This window comes from Mesorhizobium sp. WSM4808, from assembly GCF_055811675.1.
Window position 1 is genome coordinate 215,315 of the sequence record NZ_JBVVQX010000008.1, and the last position, 22,642, is coordinate 237,956.

General features: G+C 60.9%; 17 protein-coding genes and 1 pseudogene. 12 read left to right on the plus strand and 6 right to left on the minus strand.

Going from position 1 to position 22,642, the window contains the following annotated elements; all coding sequences use genetic code 11:
- Positions 1-85 precede the first annotated feature (85 nt).
- From AC0L2U_RS16835 to AC0L2U_RS16890, 12 genes are all read left to right on the plus strand, one after another.
- Positions 86-1,042 carry a fumarylacetoacetate hydrolase family protein gene (locus tag AC0L2U_RS16835; RefSeq protein WP_245481794.1) on the plus strand — a complete coding sequence of 319 codons (957 nt, stop codon included), beginning with the start codon at positions 86-88 and terminating at the stop codon, positions 1,040-1,042.
- Entirely contained in the window at positions 1,039-1,818 is a 780-nt protein-coding gene (locus tag AC0L2U_RS16840; RefSeq protein ID WP_128288991.1) for an alpha/beta fold hydrolase, read from the plus strand. The genes AC0L2U_RS16835 and AC0L2U_RS16840 overlap by 4 nt, the downstream gene beginning before the upstream one ends.
- Positions 1,819-1,869: 51 nt before the next feature.
- Entirely contained in the window at positions 1,870-3,198 is a 1,329-nt protein-coding gene (locus AC0L2U_RS16845) for a metal-dependent hydrolase family protein (protein ID WP_292701745.1), read from the plus strand.
- A complete protein-coding gene (locus AC0L2U_RS16850; RefSeq protein WP_128288989.1) occupies positions 3,195-4,244 on the plus strand; it encodes a branched-chain amino acid ABC transporter permease in 1,050 nt (349 codons plus the stop codon). Before AC0L2U_RS16845 ends, AC0L2U_RS16850 begins: the two co-directional genes overlap by 4 nt.
- The gene (locus AC0L2U_RS16855; RefSeq protein WP_127395525.1) at positions 4,241-5,269 is read left to right on the plus strand and encodes a branched-chain amino acid ABC transporter permease; all 1,029 of its coding nucleotides are present in this window, start codon (positions 4,241-4,243) and stop codon (positions 5,267-5,269) included. The genes AC0L2U_RS16850 and AC0L2U_RS16855 overlap by 4 nt, the downstream gene beginning before the upstream one ends.
- Before the next feature lie 55 nt (positions 5,270-5,324).
- Entirely contained in the window at positions 5,325-6,566 is a 1,242-nt protein-coding gene (locus AC0L2U_RS16860; protein WP_206622055.1) for an ABC transporter substrate-binding protein, read from the plus strand.
- A gap of 41 nt (positions 6,567-6,607) precedes the next feature.
- On the plus strand, positions 6,608-7,378 hold the full coding sequence (locus AC0L2U_RS16865) for an ABC transporter ATP-binding protein (RefSeq protein ID WP_128288993.1): 771 nt from the start codon (positions 6,608-6,610) through the stop codon (positions 7,376-7,378).
- A complete protein-coding gene (locus AC0L2U_RS16870; protein ID WP_473602265.1) occupies positions 7,371-9,578 on the plus strand; it encodes a Tm-1-like ATP-binding domain-containing protein in 2,208 nt (735 codons plus the stop codon). Before AC0L2U_RS16865 ends, AC0L2U_RS16870 begins: the two co-directional genes overlap by 8 nt.
- Before the next feature lie 81 nt (positions 9,579-9,659).
- Complete coding sequence (locus tag AC0L2U_RS16875) at positions 9,660-11,849, plus strand: flotillin domain-containing protein (protein ID WP_473602266.1); 2,190 nt, start codon at positions 9,660-9,662, stop codon at positions 11,847-11,849.
- Between the two features lie 17 nt (positions 11,850-11,866).
- Positions 11,867-12,304, plus strand: a complete 438-nt coding sequence (locus tag AC0L2U_RS16880) for an SRPBCC family protein (protein WP_128288985.1) — start codon at positions 11,867-11,869, stop codon at positions 12,302-12,304.
- Positions 12,305-12,313: 9 nt separating this feature from the next.
- Positions 12,314-13,828 (plus strand): SRPBCC family protein, encoded by a 1,515-nt coding sequence (locus AC0L2U_RS16885; RefSeq protein ID WP_128288984.1) that lies wholly within the window; start codon positions 12,314-12,316, stop codon positions 13,826-13,828.
- Between the two features lie 1,133 nt (positions 13,829-14,961).
- Complete coding sequence (locus AC0L2U_RS16890; protein WP_164895687.1) at positions 14,962-15,492, plus strand: GNAT family N-acetyltransferase; 531 nt, start codon at positions 14,962-14,964, stop codon at positions 15,490-15,492.
- Between the two features lie 376 nt (positions 15,493-15,868).
- Here AC0L2U_RS16890 and AC0L2U_RS16895 read toward each other — a convergent pair.
- From AC0L2U_RS16895 to AC0L2U_RS16920, 6 genes and pseudogenes are all read right to left on the minus strand, one after another.
- Positions 15,869-15,958: pseudogene (locus AC0L2U_RS16895) on the minus strand (SAM-dependent methyltransferase); the annotation flags it as partial.
- Positions 15,959-15,985: 27 nt separating this feature from the next.
- Positions 15,986-17,962 (minus strand): D-apionate lactonase family protein, encoded by a 1,977-nt coding sequence (locus AC0L2U_RS16900; protein ID WP_473602268.1) that lies wholly within the window; start codon positions 17,960-17,962, stop codon positions 15,986-15,988.
- Positions 17,959-19,053, minus strand: a complete 1,095-nt coding sequence (locus AC0L2U_RS16905) for an ABC transporter ATP-binding protein (protein ID WP_127380543.1) — start codon at positions 19,051-19,053, stop codon at positions 17,959-17,961. Before AC0L2U_RS16905 ends, AC0L2U_RS16900 begins: the two co-directional genes overlap by 4 nt.
- A 12-nt stretch (positions 19,054-19,065) precedes the next feature.
- A complete protein-coding gene (locus AC0L2U_RS16910) occupies positions 19,066-19,872 on the minus strand; it encodes a carbohydrate ABC transporter permease (RefSeq protein ID WP_473602270.1) in 807 nt (268 codons plus the stop codon).
- 41 nt (positions 19,873-19,913) lie between these two features.
- Positions 19,914-20,855, minus strand: a complete 942-nt coding sequence (locus AC0L2U_RS16915; RefSeq protein WP_127380542.1) for a carbohydrate ABC transporter permease — start codon at positions 20,853-20,855, stop codon at positions 19,914-19,916.
- 88 nt (positions 20,856-20,943) lie between these two features.
- On the minus strand, positions 20,944-22,599 hold the full coding sequence (locus tag AC0L2U_RS16920) for an extracellular solute-binding protein (protein WP_127807859.1): 1,656 nt from the start codon (positions 22,597-22,599) through the stop codon (positions 20,944-20,946).
- Positions 22,600-22,642: the final 43 nt, after the last annotated feature.

Consider the following 22,642-nt stretch of genomic DNA (forward strand, 5'->3'; position numbering starts at 1 on the left):
ATCAGTCATTGGGTGTCCGGTCTAGTAGTTCGAGCCCTTAGATAGGCGTTTTCATCAGATATGCAAAGATTCTGCACTCAGCCCATTGCCAAGCCCAACCAATCGTGGCTATCGTGTCTTCAAAGGCCACATATTGGCTCATAAAAGGTTCAGGGAGAGAGGCATGAAAATTGCGACATTCGCGATCGCCGGAGAGCGTCGCGTCGGCATCGTCGATCTCGAGAAGCAGACCGTTTCGCCTTTCGATCTACCTGTCGAACAGGCACAGACCGGTCTTCTGGCGCTGATCCGCCGCAACGGTGCCGGGATGCCGCGCACGCTTTCGCCGATCCCGCTTGCACAGGTCGAGATCGAAGCGCCAATCCCGCTGCCGGCTCGCAACATTTTCTGCGTCGGCAAGAATTATCACGAGCACGCGCACGAATTTTCCCGCAGCGGATTTGATTCAAGCGCGGCCGCAGGGACCATCCCCAAGCACCCGATTATCTTCACCAAGGTTCCAGAGTCGGTGATACCGACCAACACCAATGTGTTGATCGACTCCTCTGTATCGACTTCCATCGACTATGAGGCAGAGCTTGCCGTCATCATCGGCAAGGGTGGGCGTGGAATTTCAAAGGAACACGCTTACGATCACGTTTGGGGCTACACGATCGTCAACGACGTCACCGCCCGCGATTTGCAGGGCAAATACAGTCAGTGGCTGATAGGCAAGTCCCAGGACACTTTTTGCCCCATGGGGCCTTGGGCCATAACCAAGGATGAACTCGACCTCGATAGTGCTTCGGTCCGCTGTTTCGTCAATGACGACCTGCGCCAGAACTCGAAGATTTCGCTGCTCATTTTCGATATCCCGACGATCATCTCGACGCTCTCGCAAGGCATCACACTGAACCCGGGCGATATCATTGCGACGGGCACACCAGCGGGAGTCGGTATCGGGTTTGACCCGCCGAGATACCTGAAGGCCGGCGACGTTGTGCGCGTCGAGATCGACGGCATTGGGTCTCTGGAGAACCGCTTCGCGGAGCGTGCGCAATGACGACCGTGACGATCGGACCGATCGTTGCCGAGGTCACCGGCGAAGGGATGCCGGTGGTGATGATCCATGGCCTCGGCGGAACGTCAAATATGTTCCAGCCTCAGATGGCCGCACTTTCTGGATATCGTGTGGTCCGGCTCGATTTGCCTGGCTCGGGGCGCTCGCCAAGGCCGTTCGAGCCTCTGACGATGGAAATTATGAGCGAGGCCGTTGTCCGTGCTATGGACGGCATGGGCGTGACGCGGGCACATTTCATCGGCCATTCGATGGGCACCATCGTCTGTCAGCAGATCGCTGCCAAACATCCTGCGCTGGTCGCTTCGCTGGCATTGTTCGGCGCCTTGGCCGAACCTGCCGAAGCGACACGGCTGGGCCTCGCCAAGCGAGCCCAACTGGCCAGGTCCGGCGGCATTGCCGACATTGCCGATCAGATCGTCGCCAATGCGCTGTCGGCGCATACAAGGGAGACGTCGCTTGCGGCAATCGCCTTCGTGCGCGAGTCGATAACACGTCAGGATCCGGAGTCCTATGCGCGCACTTGCGAGGCACTGGCGAAGGCGGTGGCGGTCGACCCCAGGCGCATTGCGGCCCCTACCCTGTTGGTTACCGGCGACGCCGACACGGTCAATCCGATGAGCGTCGGTCAGGCGCTTGCCGATGGGATCAAGGGAGCCGTAATCTCGTCGCTCGATCGGTGCGGACACTGGGCTACCATTGAGTGCCCCCGCGAAAGCAGCCAGAAGCTCGCCGATTTTTTGCGACGCGTTGATAGGTGAGGACCTGAACAGCGCGTAAAACTGCGCGTTCGAAAGTTGTGGGAGGATAAGATGGCAGAAGACAGCTGGAACGGAAACAGTTCGGGCGGCACGCTCTTCACCAATGTGCGCGTGCTCGACGCGACGGGTGAGTATCCCTACACCGGGGAAGTGCTGGTGCAGGGCAACCGCATCAAGCAGATCACCAAGGGTTCGTCACGTTTTGGCTCATCATCGTCACCGTCATATGGTGGCGGTGCGACGGTCATCGACGGCATGGGCGCGACGCTGATGCCCGGCATGATCGATGCCCATTTGCACCTGTCCTGGAACAATGCGCCCGGCATCGACCCGATCCAGATGATGGAAATCGAAGAGCATATGCTGGTCACCATGGAAATGGCCAAGCTCGTGCTGGACGCGGGCTTTACAGCCGGCCGAGGTGCTGCGGCAGCCAAGCCCAGGCTGGATGTCGTGTGCAAGAAGTTCATCAATCAGGGACGGTTTCCTGGCCCGCGCTACCTTGCAGCTGGACCCGAGATCACCACGGTGGGAGGCCTCGGAGATTCGTCGCCATCCCATATCCCGCATGAAGGTCTCAACCTCGGCATCGTCGTCTCGGGGCCGGAAGAAATCCGGCGCACCGTGCGCCAGCTGATCAAATACGGCGTCGACTCGATCAAGCTCAACCTGTCCGGTGAAAGCATCACCGGCATGGGCGCCGAAGAGACACCGATGTCCGAAGAGGAGGTCGCCATGGCAGCCTCGGAGGCACGCTGCCGCAACAAGGTGTTGTCGGCACACGCGCGCTCATCCGGATCGGTCAAGCAGTGCATCAGGCACGGCATCCAGAACATCTACCATGCCTCTTTCGCCGACGAAGAGGCACTCGACATGCTTGAAGCAGCCAAGGACAAGCACTTCGTTGCGCCCGGCATTGCCTGGCTCATAAACACTGCTCGCCATGCCGAGCAATGGGGCATCAAGCCGGGCTCGCCACTTTCGCTCGAATATGAGCGCGAGCTCGAAATGTGCATCGACACCATGAAGAAGATGCACCGGCGCGGCATCCGCGTCTGCATCGGCGGCGACTATGGTTTTGCGTGGACACCCCAAGGCACCAACGCCAAGGATATTCAGACATTTGTCGAGATGCTTGGCTTCTCGCCGATGGAGGCGATCCAGGCCGGAACCAAATATGGCGGCCAGATTATGTGTATGGGCGACGAGCTCGGCATGATCAAGGAAGGCTATCTCGCCGACCTCCTGCTGATCGACGGCGATCCGATATCAGACGTCCGAATTCTCCAGGACAAGAACCGCATCCTTGCCATCATGAAGGACGGTAAATTCCACAAGGCACCGCGCATCAACGAACAGCGCCGGCGACTGACGGCATGAGCATCCTGGACCGGCCATCTTCGTCCGGGATTTCGGGCGGCGGCGTGTCGCGCCGGCAGGCGTGGGGCCTTTTCTGGCTCCTGGTCGCCGCGCTCGTCGCATGGCTGGTTTTCGCCGTCTGGCCGGATTGGCTCAACGCGATCCTGATATCGAAGAAAGCCTTCGTCAGCGCCGTGCTCAACGGCATCACCCTGGCAGGCCTCTACTTTCTGGTTGCCAGCGGTTTCACTTTGATCTTCGGCCTCATGCGCAACGTCAACCTGGCGCATGGCTCGCTCTATCTGCTCGGCGCCTACATCGGTTACGAAGTGGCGGACCGCACCGGCTACTGGTTGCTGGGGGTCGCCGCCGGCTTCATCGTGCTGGCGGTGATCGGTGTCGTCATGCAGGTCGTCGTCTTCCGTCGCCTGGAGGGTGACGATCTCAGACAAACCCTGGTCAGCATCGGCATCTCCATTGTCGCTGCCGACCTGATGCTTGCCGTCTGGGCCGGCGGCACTTACCAGATCGCTGTGCCGGAATGGCTGGACGGTGCAGTGACCTTGCCGGTCATAACGGCAGTCCGATCCAACGGCGCATCGGTCTTTCTTACTTACCCATTCTATCGGATCGCCGTGCTGGCCGCCGCCATCGTCATTGGCATCGGCCTGTGGCTGATGCTGAACAAGACCCGCATCGGCATGATGATCCGCGCCGGCGTCGACGACCGCGCGATGCTCTCGGCGTCCGGCGTCAACGTGCATGCGGTCTTTGCCATCGTCTTTGCGGTCGGCGCCGGACTTGCCGGCTTTGCCGGCGTCGTTGGCGGATCGGCGCTGTCCGTCGCGCCGGGCGAAGACATTCGTTACCTGCTGGCCTCGCTCGTGGTTGTCATCGTTGGCGGGATGGGCTCGATATCAGGCGCAGCCATAGGCGCGCTTCTCATTGGTCTGGCCGAGCAACTCGGCCTCGTCTACTTCCCGACCTATGGCGTCGTGCTGACCTTCATCATCATGGTCGTGACACTTGCGATCCGGCCGCAAGGCATCATGGGCAAATCACGATGACCATAAGCCTCCAATCCACGCCCGTCGCAACCCAGCCAAACTGGCTGGACAAAATTGGCGCGGGCCACATTCTCCTCGGCATCGCGCTGGTTCTGTATCCGTTGGTGGCGTCGGATTTCTTCCTGACGCAGATCGGCGGCTACTCCTTGATCTTTGGCATGCTTGGGCTGTCGTTGATGATGCTCGCCGGCTACGGCGGCATGGTCAGCCTGGCTCAGATCACCGTTGCCGGCATCGCTGCCTATTGCATCGCGATCTTCGGCGACAACAACAGCCATCTTCTTGGCTTTGGCTGGCCGTGGTGGATTGCAGCCCCGGTTGCGATCCTGATCGCGGCGATCGCCTCGTCCCTGATCGGATGGATATCGGTCCGCACCGAAGGCATCTACACTATCATGATCACGCTGGCGATTGCCACCGCCACCTTCTACTTCGCGCAGCAGAACTACGCGATCTTCAATGGTCATTCGGGCTATGCCGGCATACGCGCCCCAGCTTTCTGGGGCGTGAACTGGCGCGATCCGAAGGCGTTCTATTACCTGTGCCTTGGGTTCTCGGTGCTCGCCTATGCCGCGATCCTCTACGGCTCCAGGTCAACGTTCGGGCTGACCCTGCAGGCGATCCGTGACAATCCGCGCCGGATGCGCGCTCTGGGCTTCAACGTCACCGCGCACAAGGTGTTCGCCTGGTTCCTAGCCGGCATCATAGGTGGCTTGGCCGGTGTGCTCCTGGTCTGGTTCAACGGCCGCGTCTCGCCCGGCACCATAGGTGTGGACGCTGCAATCGATGTTCTGATCATCGCTGTCATTGGCGGCCTGCGGCATCCGATCGGGCCGTTCCTTGGCGCCCTCGTCGTCGTCCTGATGCAGACGTTCGCGATCGATCTCGTCGGGGCCGAGCGTTTCAACACGCTGATCGGCCTGGTCTTCCTGGTGATCGTTTTCATTTCACCAGACGGAATTCTTGGGTTGTGGGCAAAGTTCAAGCCCAACTTTTCTCAGGAGTCCTTGCGCCCCGGCCTGTGACGGCCGGGCGGAATGAACTGCATAACTCTGTCAATCAAGGGAGGAAATAATGAAGATGCACAGACGCACATTACTGGCTTTGGCATTGGCGAGCGGACTGACCGCTCCGTCCTTGGCTCTCGCTGCTGACGACACCATCAAGATTGGTCTGCTTGCGACCTTCGAAGGGCCCTTCACGGTGCTTGGCGAAGATAGCGAGCGCGGCGCAATGACTGCCGTGGAAGAGGTCGCCGGCACCGTGGCCGGCAAAAAAATCGAGATCGTCAAGGGATCGTCCGATGCGTCGCCCGACAGTGCGGTGCGCGCAGCCCGCAAGCTGGTCGAACAGGATGGCGTCAAGGTCCTGATCGGTCCGCTTTCCGGCGACGAAGGTCTGGCCGTCAAGGACTACGCCAAGACCCAACCGACGGTCACGTTCCTGAATGGCGCCTCTGCTGCCCAGGACACGACTTTCCGGGATCCCGCGCCGAACTTCTTCCGTTTTGGAACCGATGGCGCGCAATGGATGGCAGGCCTCGGCACCTACGCCTACAAGGACAAAGGCTACAAGAACGTTGCGACCGTGGCGGAGGACTACTCCTTCCCCTACACGCAGGTGTTCGGCTTCATGGCCGAGTTCTGCAAGGCAGGCGGGCACGTGCCATCGAAGTCCTGGGTGCCGATCGGCAACAAGGATTTCTCATCGGTCATCGCTGCCATCCCCGACAATGTCGACGCAATCTATGTGGCACTCGGCGGTGCAGATGCCGTCAACTTCCTCACTCAATACCAACAGTCCGGCGGTGCAGCCCCGCTAGTCGGAGGCTCGATCACGGTCGATCAGACGGTGCTCACGGCCAAGGGCAAGCTGCGGGACGTGCTCGTTGGAACGCCTTCGGCCGGTCCGACGGCCGATACAAATGACACCCCTTCCTGGACCAAGTTTGTCGAGGCTTACAAAAAGCAGCCAGGTGCATTCCCGTCGCCGTCGCTGTTTGCCCATGCCTACTACATCAACATGAAAGCCGCGCTGCTTGGCCTCGACAAGGTCGGTGGCGATGTGTCGGATGGCGGTGCGAAGCTCCGCGAAACCCTTTCGTCGCTGTCTTTCGAGACACCGACGGGCAAGGTTTCGCTCGACAAGAACCGCAATGCGATTGCCGACATCTTCCTGACGGAGGTGACTGAAAACGAAGACGGGACGCTGTTGAACAAGCTGATCAAAGTGGTTCCGCAGGTAAACCAGACACTCGGCATCGCTGAAGCGGACTTCACGGCGCTGGGCGCGGTGAGCCGCGACAATCCGAGCTGCCCATAATCGGTCGAACGCAGGAGCGCGCGCCAGTGGCCGAGAATGACATGGCTTCCCGTCTGCAAGGAACCGGTGCTTACGCACTGGAACTGGACGGCGTCGCGCGTCACTTCGGTGCTCTGGTGGCGCTCTCCGGCATCAATATGAAGATCGCGGCCGGTGAACGGCGCGCGGTCCTCGGCTCCAACGGCGCGGGCAAGACGACGCTTTTCAACGCGGTGACCGGCGACTTCTTGCCAACCGCCGGGCGCATCCGTTTCTTCGGCGAAGACATAACCGATCTGCCCCCACATGAACGCATCAGGCGTGGCTTGCGGCGGACCTACCAGATTTCGCAGCTGTTCAAGGGGCTGTCGGTTCTGGATTCGATCTTCCTGGCGTGCCGTGGAGTGTCGCGCCGCCGGTTCTCATTGCTTCGGCCGCGGTTGAATGACGTCAACAGGGTTCAGGCCGAGTCGATCCTCCACGCCGTGCATCTGGACGGCGACCGCGACGCGTTGGTGGCGACGCTAAGCCATGGTCAGCAAAGACAGCTGGAGATCGCTCTGGCGCTCGCCGGCGCACCGCGTTTCATACTGTTCGACGAACCCGCAGCCGGTCTGTCGCCGACAGAGCGCCGTGATCTGGTTGCGATCCTGAACGGCCTTCCCAAGCACATCGGCTATGTCATCATCGAGCATGATCTCGACGTGGCGCTTCGTGTCTCCGAATATGTCTCGATGATGCACAATGGCCGACTGTTCAAGGAAGGCACGCCCCAGGAGATCGAGGCCGATCCTGAGGTCCAGGAAATCTACCTTGGAGGCAAGCATGGCTGAGCGCGCCGCTTCCTCAGGCAAGGCAGTTCTCAAGATCGAGGACCTTCAGGTCTACTATGGCCAAAGTCATGCGCTGCAGGGCGTCTCGCTGACTTTGGAAACCGGCGTGTTGTCGGTCGTCGGCCGCAATGGCATGGGCAAGACGACACTGTGCAACACCATCACTGGCCTGAAGCGCGCACAATCCGGTTCCATTCGAGTCAACGGTCGAGAGATATCATCGCTCGAACCGCACGAGATCCACCGCCTCGGCGTCGGCTACGTCCCGCAAGGCAGGCGAGTCTGGCCAAGCCTGTCCGTGGATGAGCATTTGCGGATGTCGTCGAAACGCGACGCCAACTGGACGGTCGAGCGTGTCTACCAGACCTTTCCGCGCCTGGCGGAACGCAAGAGCAATGGCGGCTCTCAACTGTCGGGTGGCGAGCAGCAGATGCTGGCCATTTCGCGTGCGCTGCTGAGCGACCCTAAACTGCTGGTCATGGATGAGCCGACCGAGGGGCTGGCGCCGGTCATTGTCGAACAGGTCGAGCGCATGCTCGTCAGCCTGGCGGAAGAAGGCGAGATGGCGATCCTCGTCATCGAACAGAATATCGGTGTTGCAACGGCGGTGTCGGACCGCGTCGCGATCATGGTCAACGGGCGCATCAACCGGGTCATGGAAGCCTCGGCTCTTGCTGCCGATCGCGACTTGCAGCAACGCCTGCTCGGCGTTGGCCGCCACTCCGATGAACCTGCTGTTTCTCCAGCCGCGATTGCCGAAGCGCAAGAGCAACTGGCGGAGGTCTACCGCATTGATCGGGCAGGCACACGCACAGAGCCGGTGGTTCAGAATGGGGTCTTTCGTCCGGTCACTGAGCTGCCAAACCGGTGGAACGTGCCGGTTGCAGCCATGCGCCAAGCGGCAGTCGAAAAACACAATCCTCGAGACGAACTGAAAAAGGTCTTCGCCATCCCCTTCGCCGAGCGGATCGGCCGCACCGTTCTTGTCGCCGGAACGTTCGACACGAAGGCGAAGGAACTGCGGTTCGTGGCCGATCGTCTGAAATCGCTGGGGATCCCCGTTCGCACAGTCGACCTCTCCACCTCGGGAAGACCGTCGAGCGCGGACGTTCCCGCTATGCAGGTCGCAGGCATGCATGCGCGAGGATCGGCGGCGGTGTTTTCGAATGACCGCGGTAGCTCGGTCGCGGCAATGGCCGAGGCCTTTGCCCGCTGGATCGAACGCGAGCCACGCCTCGGCGGTGTGATTTCAGCCGGCGGCTCAGGTGGAACGACTATGGCCACCGCCGGTATGCGCGCCCTGCCGGTAGGCATCCCCAAACTGATGGTGTCCACTGTCGCAGCCGGCGACGTCGGCAAATATGTCGGTGGCGCCGATATCATGATGTTCCACTCGGTCGCAGATGTTCAGGGCCTCAACTCGATCACCGAGGCCGTCCTGGGCAACGCTGCGCACGCTATGGCGGGTATGGTCGCACAGTTGCCTTCCGGCGAAGCCTGGGAGGCCAAACGAAAGCTGGCACGTCCGGCTGTCGGCATCACCATGTTTGGCGTCACCACGCCCGCAGTGCAAGCCGTGACCAAACGGTTGGAAGCGGATTATGACTGCCTGGTTTTCCACGCGACAGGCATTGGTGGCCGGGCCATGGAGAACCTCGCCGATTCCCGAATGCTGTCGGCCTTCATCGACCTGACCACGACGGAAATAGCCGATATGGTGGTCGGCGGCGTGTTCCCGGCAAGCGATGATCGCTTCGGTGCGGCGATACGCACGGGCTTGCCCTATGTCGGATCCACCGGCGCGCTGGACATGGTCAATTTCGGTCCGCGGGACGGTGTTCCGGAGAAATTCAAAAGCCGGAAGTTCGTCGTCCACAATCCCAACGTCACCCTGATGCGTACCACCAGGGACGAAAACAGGCAGTTCGGCGAATGGATCGGCGCGCGGCTGAATTCCATGAACGGGCCTGTGCGCTTTCTCCTGCCCGAAGGCGGCGTCTCGATGCTCGACGCACCCGGCCAGCCATTCCACGATCCGGAAGCCGACAATGCGCTGTTCGAGGCGATCCAGAAAACCGTGCGCCAGACCTCACTGCGTGTGGTTCAGCGGGTCCGATCCAACATCAACGATGCGCCATTCATCGATGCGGTGATCACTGCATTCCATGCAATCGGACCGAAACTGCAGAGGCGCGCATGACCCGATCTGCAGTTCGACAGCTTCAAGAAAATCAAGCCGGTCGGCTTCGGTCGATCGCATCCTGTTTGGGAGGGTAGAAAAATGGCCGCGCAGACTTTTGGCACGTTCCTTTTGTGGTTGATCGTCGCAGCGATCATCGTTGTGATTGCTGTCTATATCCTGCGATGGCTGTATCGCCGCTCCACCAAGGAAACTGCGTTCGTGCGAACCGGTTTCATGGGCGAGAAAGTGGTCGTCAATGGCGGCGCTTTCGTCATACCTGTCCTGCACGAAATAACGCCCGTCAACATGAACGTGCTGCGCATCGAGGTGCGTCGCGAAGACGCTCATGCGTTGATCACCAAGAACCGGATGCGGGTCGACCTGATCGCGGAATTCTTCGTGCGCGTCGGAGCAAGTCGCGAATTGGTCGCCACTGCCGCGCAGACACTTGGTCGGCGCACATTGCAGCCGGAAAGCCTGCGCGAATTGCTTGAGGGAAAATTCGCCGGCGCCATGCGCACGATCGCTGCGCAGATGAGCCTGGAGGAAATGCACGAGTTGCGCGGCGACTATGCGGCCAAGGTGCGCACGCTTGCCTCCGAATCGCTAGCCGCAAACGGCCTCGAACTTGAGAGTGTCGCTATCGTCGACCTCGACCAGACCAGCCTTGAGTATTTCGATCCGTCCAACGCTTTCGATGCCGAGGGTCTGACGCAACTGACGGAATCCATCGAAACTCGCCGCCGGATGCGCAACGAGATTGAACAGCGCACCCTCGTCGATATCCGCAACCAGAACCTCGATACGCAGCGCAAGGTGCTCGAGATCGACCGTGACACCGAATATGCGCGGCTTGAACAGGAACGGGAGGTCGAAATCCGCCGTGCCTCGCAGCGTTCTGAGTTGGCCATCGAGCGCGCGCTCCGCGACCAGGAATCCGAACAGGCGCAGCTGTCATCGCGCGAAGCCGTCGAGAAATCGCGCCTCAATCAGGAACGAAACATCACCGAGGAGCGCATCAAGAGCGAAGAGGACACGCAGCGCCGTGAAATCGCCCGCCGGCGGTCCCTCGACGAGACCGAGATGAAAATGCGCGAACTGACAGAGCGTGAACAGATCGCCCTGGAATTGGCCCTGGAAAAGGCTCGCATCGAGCGCGAAGGTGCGCAGAGCGGACTGGAGATCGAGCGCAAGAAGGTGCTCGAGATCGCGGAGCTTGAGCGCCAGATCGCGTTGGCGGAGAAGGCGCTGGAGGTCACGAAGGCAGAGGCTGAAAAGCGCCGCGCGGAGATCGTCGAAAACCAGGCGACGGAAACCGCGCGCATCGCGCAGGAGCGCGCCATTGACGAGGTGAGGATTGCCCGCGAGCGTCACCTCGAAGCACTGCAAATTGCAAAGCGCCAAGCGTTCGAGGAAGCCGAGATTTCTGCCGGCGAAGAGGTGGAACGCGCCCGCATCACCACCGAGCGCGGCATTGAGGAGGCCCGCTTGATCAAGGATCGCGACATGCGCCAGCTCGGTGTCGATCGCGACCAGAAGATCGAGATCTCCGAGATCCAGAAGGCTATCGACATCGCCAAGAAAACACAGGAGCGTTCGTCCGCGATCGCCGCATCGGAAGCCGTTCGTGCAAAGGCCATTCAGGCAGAGGAACAGGCCTTCACCGCCCGTGAGCGCGAGATTGCCGAGCGCCGCAAGCTGACCGATCTCATCGGCGCCGCCCGGGAAGCCGAGCGCGATGCCCTGCGCATCACCTCGGCCGCCGACGCCGAGATGAAGGCGGCCAAGAGCCTGGCGGAAGCGCAGAAGATCGCTGCTGTCGCTTCGGCGGAAGCGCAGAAGATTCATGCGCTGGCCGCAGCCCAGCGCTACGAGGTCGATGCCGCAGGTCACAGGCAGCTCAACGAGGCCGAGAATCTGCTTTCCGATGAAGCCCGCGCCGGGCGCCTGCGCGGCAAGTTGCTGGACCATATGGAAGGCATCATCCGCGAGAGCGTCAAGCCGATGGAGAAGATCGAAGGCATCAAGATCCTGCATGTCGAGGGCATCAACGGTGGCCAGGGCGGCAGCCGCAACGTCACCGACGAGGTCATCGATTCAGCGCTGCGTTACAGGGTGCAGGCGCCGATGATCGACAATCTGATGAAGGAGATCGGCATCGAGGGCGGATCGCTCGGCCGCATGACGGACGTTTTGCGAGACGCCAAGGACATAGCCAGCCTCAGCCGCGACAAGAAAGGCAAAGCAAAGAGCGGCAAGGAAACCGACGATGACGATCGCGACCAGTGAAGCCGTAGGGTCACCCAATGCCGAAGATCTATGTGTCGTCGACGATCAATGCGCCAGCTGTGGAAGTCTGGAAACTTGTCCGAAGCTTCAATGGCTTGCCAAGCTGGACGCCGTTCGTAGCGGAGAGCCGCATCGAACAGAACGCGCATCCGGACCAGATCGGCTGCATTCGCAATTTCACGCTGAAGGACGGCGGCCGGATTCGGGAGAAACTGCTGGCTCTGTCTGACTACGACCTCTCCTGCAGCTATGCGATGCTGGAGAGCCCGATGGAAGTCGAGAACTACATAGCCACACTCTCCCTGACCCCTGTCACCGACGGCAACATGACGTTCGCCGAGTGGCAGGCCGAGTTCGACTGTGCACCCGACCGGGAAAGCGCATTGGTGCAGCAGATCGGCACGGGCGTATTCCAGAGCGCCTTCACAGCGCTCAAACAGCGCTTCGCGCGCTGACATCGACGAATGGTCAAGGTTTGCCAGAGTACGATCATCAACGCGCCTGTCGAGGACGTCTGGTCTGTTCTGCGCGATTTCAACGGTCATGAACGCTGGCATCCGGCAATCTCCTTCAGCGAGATCGAGGGCGGTGATGCGGCCGATGCGATCAGCGCGGTGCGTCATTTCAGGCTTATGGATGGCAGCGAGCTGCGCGAACAACTCCTGGCCTTGTCCGACAAGGACCGGCGGCTGAGCTATTGTCTGCTGGAAGCGCCGTTGCCGTTGATGGGGTATGTCGCGTCGATCCGGCTGAAGCCGGTGACTGACGGCAACGCCACCTTCTGGGAATGGTCCTCGGAGTTCCATCCGCCGGCGCATCGCCGTGATGAACTGGTCAAGCTGGTCACCGAAGACATCTACCAAGCCGGTTTTGAATCCGTTCGCCGGCTCTTGAACGGAAGGCCGGTTGCCGGACCAACCAGGACCACGTCAGAGCAACCAGTGGCGCGGTTGATCCCCGAGATGCGCCAGCTGGAGCCGCCTGGAGCCAGCGCCCAGGGCACACGGACCAAGGCAATCCTCGTCGAGCGACACGGAGGACCGGAGGTTCTGCGGCTTGCGGAGATCGGCTTGGCGCCGCCATCGCGTGGCGAGGTCCAGATCCGTCACACATTCATTGGGGTCAACTTCATCGACGTCTATTGCAGGACCGGCTATTTCGATCTCCTGCAGCCGCCAGGCGTTCCAGGCATGGAGGCCGCAGGCGTCATTGCAGCGGTCGGCCCCGAAGTTTCGGGCTTTTCAGTCGGCGACCGGATTGCTTACGCATGCCCGCCGGTCGGCTCATACTGCGAACGACGCAACATGGCACCGGACCTTTTGGTTCACTTGTCGGACGATATTGCCGATGAAACTGCCGCGGCAGGTCTGTTGAAAGGCATTACCGCGAGCTTGCTGCTCCACGACGTCTATCCCGTGAAGCCCGGGTCCTTCGTGCTCATCCATGCGGCAGCTGGCGGGGTCGGCCAGTTGCTGATGCAATGGGCACGCCATCTCGGCGCGACGGTGATCGCCACCGTCTCGAGCGACGACAAGGCCCGGATCGTGGAACGCCTCGGCGCCCATCACGTGATCGTCTACTCCAGAGAGAATTTCGCCGAGGCCGTCATGCGTTTGACCGAAGGCAAGGGCGCAGATGTCGCCTATGACGCCGTCGGCAATGACACGTTCGGTGGATCGTTGGCCGCATTGGGTATCCGTGGCCATCTCGTCAGTTTCGGTCAGGCCTCGGGACCTGTGGGAAATTGGGACATCGGTAGGTTCTCTTCGAAGTCGATCACCATTTCCCGTCCGAACTACGCCCATTACACGGACAGCCCCGAAAAGCTTGGTCCTCACATCAACCGGTTTTTCGCAGCTTTGCGCCAAGGTGTGATCAAGATCGGCGCGCCCAGGCAATATGATCTGGCACGGGCTGCCGACGCTCATCGCGACCTCGAGGCTAGGAGGACAACCGGGGCACTTGTGCTGAGGGTGTGATAGTACTGCCCCCCGGTGCCTTCTGCAGGCGCTCTCAAGGTCCGCTTCTGACGAACGTCGAGTTGGGCTTTGACGACCTTTATTAGGCGCAAGGCCGCCGTTCACCTCTCCTTCTAGTCAGCGCTCCGGCCAGCAAAAAAGCGTCGAGGCCCCAACAGAGTGAAAATCGGTATTTCACATTGACGCGCAACCAGGTGATGAAGGTATGCCGCAGCTCATCATCGGCGACCGCAACAGCACCGGCCGCAGCGCCCAGCAGGAATGCAACGAGAGTTTCCTGAGCGCTCGTGCTGGGCCGTCCCGAGCGCCCAGCCAGGTGCTTGGACTTGCGGTTCGATAGCGCGCGAAGTGTGAGAAGCCGCGCGAGAAGAGCCCGGACCGCCGCGAGAATCCGGGACGCTGGCGGAAATTTCGCCGAACCGCGCCCGAAACAGACATCCGTTGCCACATTGTCGTCGTAACTTTCCGGTGGTGAGCATGAACGCCAAAGCGCGACCTCCTCCTAGGGCAAGCCCCCTCAGCTCCCTGCCGGTGGGGCTTTTCACATATTGAGACCTATATTTGTTGGCTCAAAGCATTGGTCATTGATGTGGTGGCAGCGCGCCTGGGCAGAGGAACTTGTCTTGAAGGCGAGTGAGACGCGTGCGATTAGCGAAACCCTTACGAGATGGTCACGCCGGAGATGTCGCCCAAGCACTCTTCAAGGCTGCTCGAAAGAGCATCCCAAAACGGCCAACAAGGATATCGCCAGAGCGGCGTTCTACTCGATTATTGCCAATGCGGATCAGGAAACCGTCAAGGTCAGGAACCTGCAGGCATTCGCTCTCGCTGAGCGCCCCGGCCGGAGAATTAAACTAGGACAGTCAGCGAATTCTGTAGGCTTGATCGTCTGCGGGAATTGGAGTGGCGCAAGCATTGGTCAACGGGGTTCCCTGCCGCGATCGCACCATAACGGCACGCCCACGAATCGGCCATTTAGGATAGGCGGCGGGCCTGAGCGTCCGCTTGGCCGGCGTCGAGACCCATAACTCCCAACCCTTGGCGCCGGCCGCCCTCTATGAACACTGCCTTGCGAACGCGTTTGCATTGCGTAATGTTCAGCCGGGGCAATGGATTTCACAGGGGTTGGGCACGTGGCGAACGCCGATATTACACAGATCGACGCGGCAGGTCTGAACCGGGTCCGGGATCTGGCTCTGATCATCTGGCCAGCGCACTATGCGCCGTTGATCGGCGCCGACCTGATCCCACCAATGGTAGCGGACATGTATTCGCTTAACACGCTTGGCGCGGACATGCGCGAGCGAGGCCACCTGTACTGGATCGCCTCGGTTGACGGGAAAGATATTGGCTATGCGTCGGCCTACTTGAAAGACGGGCGGCTGTGGATCAAAAAGCTTTACCTGCTGCCGTCCGTTCGGGGCATGGGGCTGGGAAAGCAGCTTATCGCGACGATCAGAGACCATTACGGGAGGCAGCACCCGCAGGCCCTCTACGTAAGCGATCGCAATGAGACAGCCATCGCGTTCTACAAGTCGCAAGGCTTCACCGTCGAGAGTTTGGAGCCTGTGCAGATGGGCCCTTATCATTTCGAGGATTATGTGATGGTACGCCCTGGCGAGATTGCCTTGCCCCAGTCTCGTCAGGACGTGCCGACCTACTGAATGGCGCAGTAGCCAACCCCCTTTTGACCCCGTTACCAGCTATCCGAACAAAAGGGCTACAGGTGCACTTCGCGGAGCCCGTTCGTTTTGCCGCTACTCGTGTCCGTTTCGTGCGTCGTGATGACGATCAGGTAGGCGGGCCGGTCAGCGGGCGTTTGGGGCTGATCGGCAGAAAGTCGGACCGGCGCCCTGGTGGCCGCCTGGCGTCAGATTGACCGATGGGCCAAAAAATCGTTCCACGGCCGGTCGACCGGTTCTTCCACAAGCGATCCCATAATTCCGGAGTGGTAAACCCGTGAAATGGCCAGATAATTCCAGACGTACCAGTCTGCATGTTATGCTACTTTTGTTTTTAGCAGCTATTTAGTAATGTGGATCAGCGCCCTTCCGGACTTTCCAGTATAGTCTTCAGCGAAACCTTGGCCGAGCCCGGCTTCAGCGGTTTTTGCTGCGAAGCGTCGGGCGATCAACGCCTCAATCCACCTACGCGGGGCTAAGTCGCAGACGAACCGTGCAGATCGACCCGCGCCACGGCGTAGGCGTCCAGAATTAATTGCTCATCCAACTGTCGTCCGAACCCTCCCATGAAGTTCGGATCGGCGGCCGCCCGCTCGAAATGGTCGGCAGAAAGAAGACAAATGCGCGCGCCGACCGGCATACCCGAAAGCCGCACGGATTGCCTCTTGGCAGTAAGGTTAGAAAGCCAAAGCGTCGTGCTCCCGTCTTTTTCGGCGGCGATCGCCGCGATGCTGTCAATTCCGGAAGTTCCCACCGACAGCAGACTGGCGCCACCGAGCTTTGATAGGCCTGCCATGATATGGAAAGCGGGATACACCATTGGGCCATCCTGTTGGTCGAACCACGGCTGCGCGAAATTGCCTCTCCTGTAGACGAAACCAAATGGGCCGGTGAAGTCACCGAAGGCGACGGCTTCGATGCCCTCGCGAGCGCAGGCCGCGAAATAGCCGACGATCCAGGCCGCATTGAACAGCCCGCGCTGGCGAGGATCGATGCGGGTGAGGCAGACGCGACCGTTCGCTTCGTTCTGCGCCGTGGAGGCTCCGTAAGGGTTCTCGCGGCAGCCGAGTTGACTGGGGCCCACACGCAGCGGCAAGCGTTCGCCCATGAAGGCACGGGCAGAGCGGATCAGATGGGGAATGACTTCAAGCGTCTCCATCACCGACACATCGTCTGCAGCGTGCACGCTTGGACAGGTGGTGAAGGTCGCGTAGTCGAGCGCCTCTCCTGGCGGGCGCTTGCGATTGAGCTCGGTGAAGTACGCGGCCATGCCGCCGCCCAGCGTTACACCCGGGAAAGCCCGGCGCGCCGCGGAGTAGTTTTCGTGGAAGCTTGGCATCGCCGGCCATGTTGCTCCCGGCTGTACCGATTTCATGTCCTGCGCCGGAAAGACGCAGACAGCCTCTGGAGCGAGGCCTAGGCGACGGACAGCGTCCGCGACCGGCTTCAACTCGCCGAACGGATCCAGCGTTCCCCTGGTTATGATCTCCAGTACGACGCTTGCCCCGATCAACCGGGTCAGCGCTGCGTAGCGTTCAAGTTCATCGTGACCGTGGCCGAGACGGAGATCGACCTGGCAGACCATCCACTGCGGAGCCAATTGCCGAATTAGATCGGAGGTTTCAAGGGCGTGCCTGGCTTCCCCGGCGGCGACGCCGACGCCAATGCGAGGCACTCGGCCGGCCGGTCCGCCAATTGTCACGTTGATCGGTGGGTTGGGGTTTTCAGACGTCCCCCTACAAAGCGTCCCCGACACATGAAGCCGGACGGCCTGCGTGAATTTCTCACCCTTGGGCAGTCTGTAGGGCCACGGGCGACGCAGGGGACGAACATAGGTCTTATAGGAGGCATCAGACCAGTTGCGTTGGTCCTCCATCTCAAAGGCATCACCATCCATGGTGCAGGTGGCCCAGATCCCAGGCGCGATCTCATGCGACAACGCGCGCAGGTCAGTAAACGGACATTCAGGATCAATAACGTCTGGAAAAAGCGAAGGTCTTTCGAGACCATCCTGATGCAGCACCCTCACCGGCTTGCCGGCCAAAGCCGCGATCGGATGCAGCACGACGAAGCCGGTCCGGTTGGTCAAAAGGTCGGTCTCGGGCTCTGCTTCTGCCACAAACGACAGTGCGCCATCGCTACTGCCCGAGATCCGGGCCCGGTAAACCAGGCGGCCCGATGTTGCGGCACATGTTCCACGGTATTCAATGGCGAACGCATCCGGCCTCTCGTCGATCCGCAGATCATCGAGAACGGGGGTACATGTTCCCCAGTTTTCGTCCCGTACAAGGAACGAGATTCCGCGCAAAACCTCGATCGTCCCAATGCGGATGTAACGCAACGCCCCATTGTCGAACGCGAGCGACAGGGAGCCGGCGCGCAGTGTGCGCAGCGGTTCCTCGAGCTGTTCGGTGCCACACAAGCGGACTGCCAGAGAAGCTGTCGAGGTCAAAGTGCCCGCTCCGTCGTGGCGTCGAAGATCGATGCCCGTTTCATGTTGATGTCGATCGCCAGCTTCTCCCCAGGACGGCTGACGTCGTGCGCCTGCAACTCCGCCATCACCGGCGCACCCGCAAGTCGGAATGTCGCGTAGCTGCGCGAGCCGGTCGGCTGCAGCAGGTCGATTGTTGCCTCATAGCGAAACGTGCCCTGCGCCGGCGTGGCAGTGTGCGCACGAGTGAGGTGCTCCGGTCTCAACCCGAGCAGCACCTTCTGTCCGTCTGCGACGCCCTGCAGCCCCCTGCCGGGCGCTAAAGGCAGCAGTGCGTCCGCGAGCCGGATGGCGGCGGTGCTTCCCTCCAAGGCAAGGGTGCCTGGCAGGAAGCTCATCCGCGGCGAACCCAGGAACCCAGCGACGAAGGTCGAGGCTGGGCGCTCGAACAACTCGAGTGGCGCGCCCTGCTGCTCTATCAGCCCGTCGCGCATCAGCACGATGCGGTCAGCCAACGTCATTGCTTCGATCTGGTCATGGGTGACGTAGATCATCGTTGTGGCAATGTCCTGGTGAAGGCGTTTGATCTCGCCGCGCATTTCGTCGCGAAGCTGTGCGTCGAGATTGGACAGCGGCTCGTCGAACAAAAAGATGCGGGGGTTGCGGACTATGGCGCGGCCGATGGCGACGCGCTGGCGCTGGCCACCGGACAGTTGGCGCGGAAAACGCCCCAGCAAGGGAGTGATGCCAAGCATGCGCGCCGCCTCGGCAACGCGCATCTCCACCTCTGGCTTCGGCATCTTGCGAGCCTTGAGGCCGAAGCCAATGTTCTTGGCCACGCTCATATGCGGATAGAGCGCATAATCTTGGAACACCATTGCCACGTCGCGGTCGCGCGGCCTGAAATCATTGACCACCTCGCCGCCGATCTCGATCGTGCCTTGTGAACTCTCCTCCAGTCCGGCGATGGTCCTCAACAGGGTGCTCTTGCCGCAGCCGGACGGACCAACCAGAACGGTGAACTCGCCGTCGCGGATGTGGAGGTCAATACCGCGCACCGCATGGAAGGCGCCGTAGCGCTTGTGCAAGCCGGTGATTCTGACTTCGGCCATGCCTAACTTTCCCTATCCGCGAACGGCGCCGAGCGTCAGCCCGCGCACGAGATGTCGTTGAGCAAGCACTCCAAGGGCGATCGATGGCACGAGGGAGACGATGGCAAGGGCCGCGGCTTCACCATATTGTGCGCCCTGGAAGCCGATGAAGGCGCGGAAGACCGTTGGCAGCGTGAAGGCAGTTCGGCTTGTCAAAATCAGCGCGAAGAAGAACTCGGTCCAGCAGGCAATGAAGGCGAAGACAGCCGCCGCGACGATGCCGGGCGCGGCCAGCGGCACGGCAACGCGCCAGAAAGCCTCCCATCGCGTGCAGCCATCGACGAGGGCCGCCTCCTCCATCGACTTCGGCATGCCGCGGAAATAGGCGAACATCATCCAAACTGACACCGGCAGCGTGAAGACCGTGTAGGCTATGATCAGCCCGATATGGGTGTCGTATAGCCCGACGCCGCGGTAGATCAGGAATACCGGTAGGACGATGCCGATAGGTGGCAGGAAGCGCTGCGACAGCACCCAGAAGGACAGATGCCGGCCACCCGTGTTGTAGCGCGCCAGACTATAGGCCATCAGCGTGCCGAACAGTGCCGAAAGCACCGTGGCCGAAAGCGAAATAACCAAGCTGTTGATAAGCCCGTCGAGACCGCGATAGGTGAACAGCGCGGCTTCGTAGTGGACAAGCGTCGGCTCCGCGGGGAACCAGACAGGCGGTACGGTGAGGTAGTCGTCGCTGGGCTTGATTGAGGTGTTGAACATCCAGTAGAGCGGCCACAGCACGAACACCAGGAAGAACCCCAAAAGCAGGATTCGCCCGATCGGCACCGACCGGCGTTTCCTGCGGCGGGCGGGCGCTACGGCGGCCATCAGACCGGATCGACCTTCAAGAGCCGGCGTACCAGCAACGCCACGATGAGCGCCGTAAAGATCAGGAACAGCCAACTTCCGGCCGTTGCCTGCGACAGATGAAACTGCGTGAAGCCGACGGTATAGAGATAATAGGAGGCCGTGTACGTTTGTGTTCCCGGGCCGCCGCCTGTCATGATGAATATGGTATCGAACATACGGATGGCGTCGAGCAGACGGAAAGTCAGCGCCAGCAGCATCATCGGCCCCAGATGGGGGAGCGTGATCGCCCAGAAGACCTGCCAGGCGTTGACCCCGTCGAGTTCTGCCGCCTCATAGAGATTGGGAGGAATTGCGGTCAGGCCAGCGAGCAGGATGACGAACATGAATGGCGTCCACTGCCAGACATCGGCGATGATGAGCGAGACATAGAGCCACGGGCGCTCGGTCATCCAGCCGATCGTAACCTCCTGCCCCAGCAATTGCGTCAGGATATAGTTGGTCGGTCCGAAAGGCCGCTGCAAAAGCAGCGTCCAGGCCTGGCCGACGATGACTGGGCTGATGAACAGCGGCACGATCAGGATCGACATGATCACGCCGCGGCCCGGAAAGCTGCGCACCATTGTCAGCGCCACCAGGAGACCGAGCACGAATTCGATAGCGACGCTGATGCCCGACAGCCATGCCGTCAGCAACAGTGACCAACGTGCCACGGGATCGAACACGACCCGCTCGAAGTTCTTCAATCCGACAAATGCGTGGCCCGGCACCTGGAAGTCGTAGTTGATGAAGGAAACGACCAGCGAGAACAGGAGCGGATAGATCGACAGCGCCAATATCAGCAGCACCGCGGGCGCGACCAGCAGCCACTTGAAATGGCGGTCGGCCCATTGGGCGAACGCAGATAGCCGGGGCGGTGCGCCGGCGGCCTTCAAGCGGTGAATCGTGGCGGTGGGCTGCATCGGTGTATCCAAAAGGCTGCTTAGCGGTTCGGCGAGGTGTTGCGAGCCAAGCGCCCGCAACACCAATTGCTCCAGGCTCTGCCTCCCCTCAGAGGGTGACCGCCATGCCAAGTTTTTCCACCGTGTTGTCGGCGGTGGCGCCAGGCAGTTTCAGGAACTCGGTGTAGAAACCTTTCTGCGAATCCACACCCAGTCGGTCGGTCGTCTCGTTCCACTCGGCCGCCGCCGTTTCCAGCGACGCCTTCGGATCCGCACCAGCCCACACCGCGGTGCACATACGGTCGATGCTCAAGAAGTAGTCCTGCGCGCCTGGCATGATCGGGTCGAGCAGACCAACATTTGCCGAGTTGTTGAGATTGGCAAGGTACTCCTTGGCACTTGGGAAGAGCGCGCCGTAGAGTTCGGACTTGAAGTGCGAGATGCGGTACGGGTCTCGTAGCGCATAGGGCAGCATGCAACGCGCCAGAGAGACCGGTGGCGAGCATATCCATTGCATGAACAGATACGCCGCCTCGGGGTTGGGCGAGTCCGCCGACAGCGCCTTGTTGTAGCCGGTGGCATGTTCCGGATTGCCCGGAACGACGGCATAGCCGACCTTGCCAGCGATCTGGGACTGGGGGATGAAGTTGATCGCCGTGGCGGACTGCGAATAATTCGCCGCCATGCGGCCGCTGGGAGGCCAGGAATAGATCATCGCGACTTTGCCGGTCAGGAAGGCCGCCCACAGGGAGACGGCGTCGAGCTCGTTGTTGCCGGGGATCGAGGCCTTGTTCGCCGCGAGCATGTTGGTCAGCGTCTTGACGCCGGCGTCCGAAACTAGGCCCGCCTTCATGTCGTCGCCGAACAGTTTGCCGCCGTTGGCGCGGTACTGCTGCAGGAAGTCGAACTGGTTGCCGGGGCTGCCCGCCTTGCGGAAGTGTCCCGCGCCATAGACCTTTGGCGCCATCTGGTCGGTGATGAACTGGGCGATCTGGGCATATTCCTCCCAAGTCTTCGGCGGTCCAAGCTTGGCGTTGAACTTTGCCTGGTAGGCCTCCATCATCTTCGGATCCTCGAAGATGTCCTTGCGGTAGTAGAGAGCGAACATGTCGCCGTCGTCGAAGAACCCCCAGATCTTGCCCTTGTAGGTTGGCAGCGCCTTGTACAGAGGGTGGTAGTCCTCGAGGTCTGCCGGGTTCATGTATTTGGCGATGTAGTCGTCGAGAGGTGCGATGACGCCGCCATCGGCAAGCGATGGTGTCCAGGCCGGCGAGACGTCGAGGACGTCATAGGCACCTGAGCCGGCGATGTGCTCGGCGACCGCCTTGGAGTACTGGTCCGGGTTCGACAGTTCGACGACATTCGACTTCATCCCGGTAAGCTGCTCCCACATCGGCCCACTGAAATTGCGCGGATCGAGTGCCTGCAGGCCAGCCTCGTAGGTCATGTTGAGGGTGACGCCCGAATGCGCCTTGGCGGCCTCCACCGCGCGAAAGGCGGAACCGTCCGCCGGGCCTTCCTTCGATGCTTTCAGGGCTGCAGCCTGCGCTTGGCCGAGCGGCGAGGTGGCGTCCGCCAGTTCCAGCGTCTGCTGCGCCACCGCCCAATCGGTCATCATCCCCAGCATCGGGCCAGACGCAGCCAACATGCCGGTCATCTGACCGAAGCGGGTTATGAAAGTTCGGCGGGTAGTTTCGCCGCGCATGAAGGCGTCGACCTCTGCTTCGAGACCTGCCTGAAAGTCACGTTTGTCACGATCGTTCATAGTGCTTGGTCCTCCCGTTTCCATTTGCCTCACTCGTCCGCGG

Coding starts and splice junctions, on each gene's coding strand:
- AC0L2U_RS16840 (WP_128288991.1), top strand. CDS start 1,039: ATGACGACCGTGACGATCGGACCGATCGTTGCCGAGGTCACCGGCGAA.
- AC0L2U_RS16845 (WP_292701745.1), top strand. CDS start 1,870: ATGGCAGAAGACAGCTGGAACGGAAACAGTTCGGGCGGCACGCTCTTC.
- AC0L2U_RS16850 (WP_128288989.1), top strand. CDS start 3,195: ATGAGCATCCTGGACCGGCCATCTTCGTCCGGGATTTCGGGCGGCGGC.
- AC0L2U_RS16855 (WP_127395525.1), top strand. CDS start 4,241: ATGACCATAAGCCTCCAATCCACGCCCGTCGCAACCCAGCCAAACTGG.
- AC0L2U_RS16860 (WP_206622055.1), top strand. CDS start 5,325: ATGCACAGACGCACATTACTGGCTTTGGCATTGGCGAGCGGACTGACC.
- AC0L2U_RS16865 (WP_128288993.1), top strand. CDS start 6,608: ATGGCTTCCCGTCTGCAAGGAACCGGTGCTTACGCACTGGAACTGGAC.
- AC0L2U_RS16870 (WP_473602265.1), top strand. CDS start 7,371: ATGGCTGAGCGCGCCGCTTCCTCAGGCAAGGCAGTTCTCAAGATCGAG.
- AC0L2U_RS16875 (WP_473602266.1), top strand. CDS start 9,660: ATGGCCGCGCAGACTTTTGGCACGTTCCTTTTGTGGTTGATCGTCGCA.
- AC0L2U_RS16880 (WP_128288985.1), top strand. CDS start 11,867: ATGCCGAAGATCTATGTGTCGTCGACGATCAATGCGCCAGCTGTGGAA.
- AC0L2U_RS16885 (WP_128288984.1), top strand. CDS start 12,314: ATGGTCAAGGTTTGCCAGAGTACGATCATCAACGCGCCTGTCGAGGAC.
- AC0L2U_RS16905 (WP_127380543.1), bottom strand. CDS start 19,053: ATGGCCGAAGTCAGAATCACCGGCTTGCACAAGCGCTACGGCGCCTTC.
- AC0L2U_RS16915 (WP_127380542.1), bottom strand. CDS start 20,855: ATGCAGCCCACCGCCACGATTCACCGCTTGAAGGCCGCCGGCGCACCG.
- AC0L2U_RS16920 (WP_127807859.1), bottom strand. CDS start 22,599: ATGAACGATCGTGACAAACGTGACTTTCAGGCAGGTCTCGAAGCAGAG.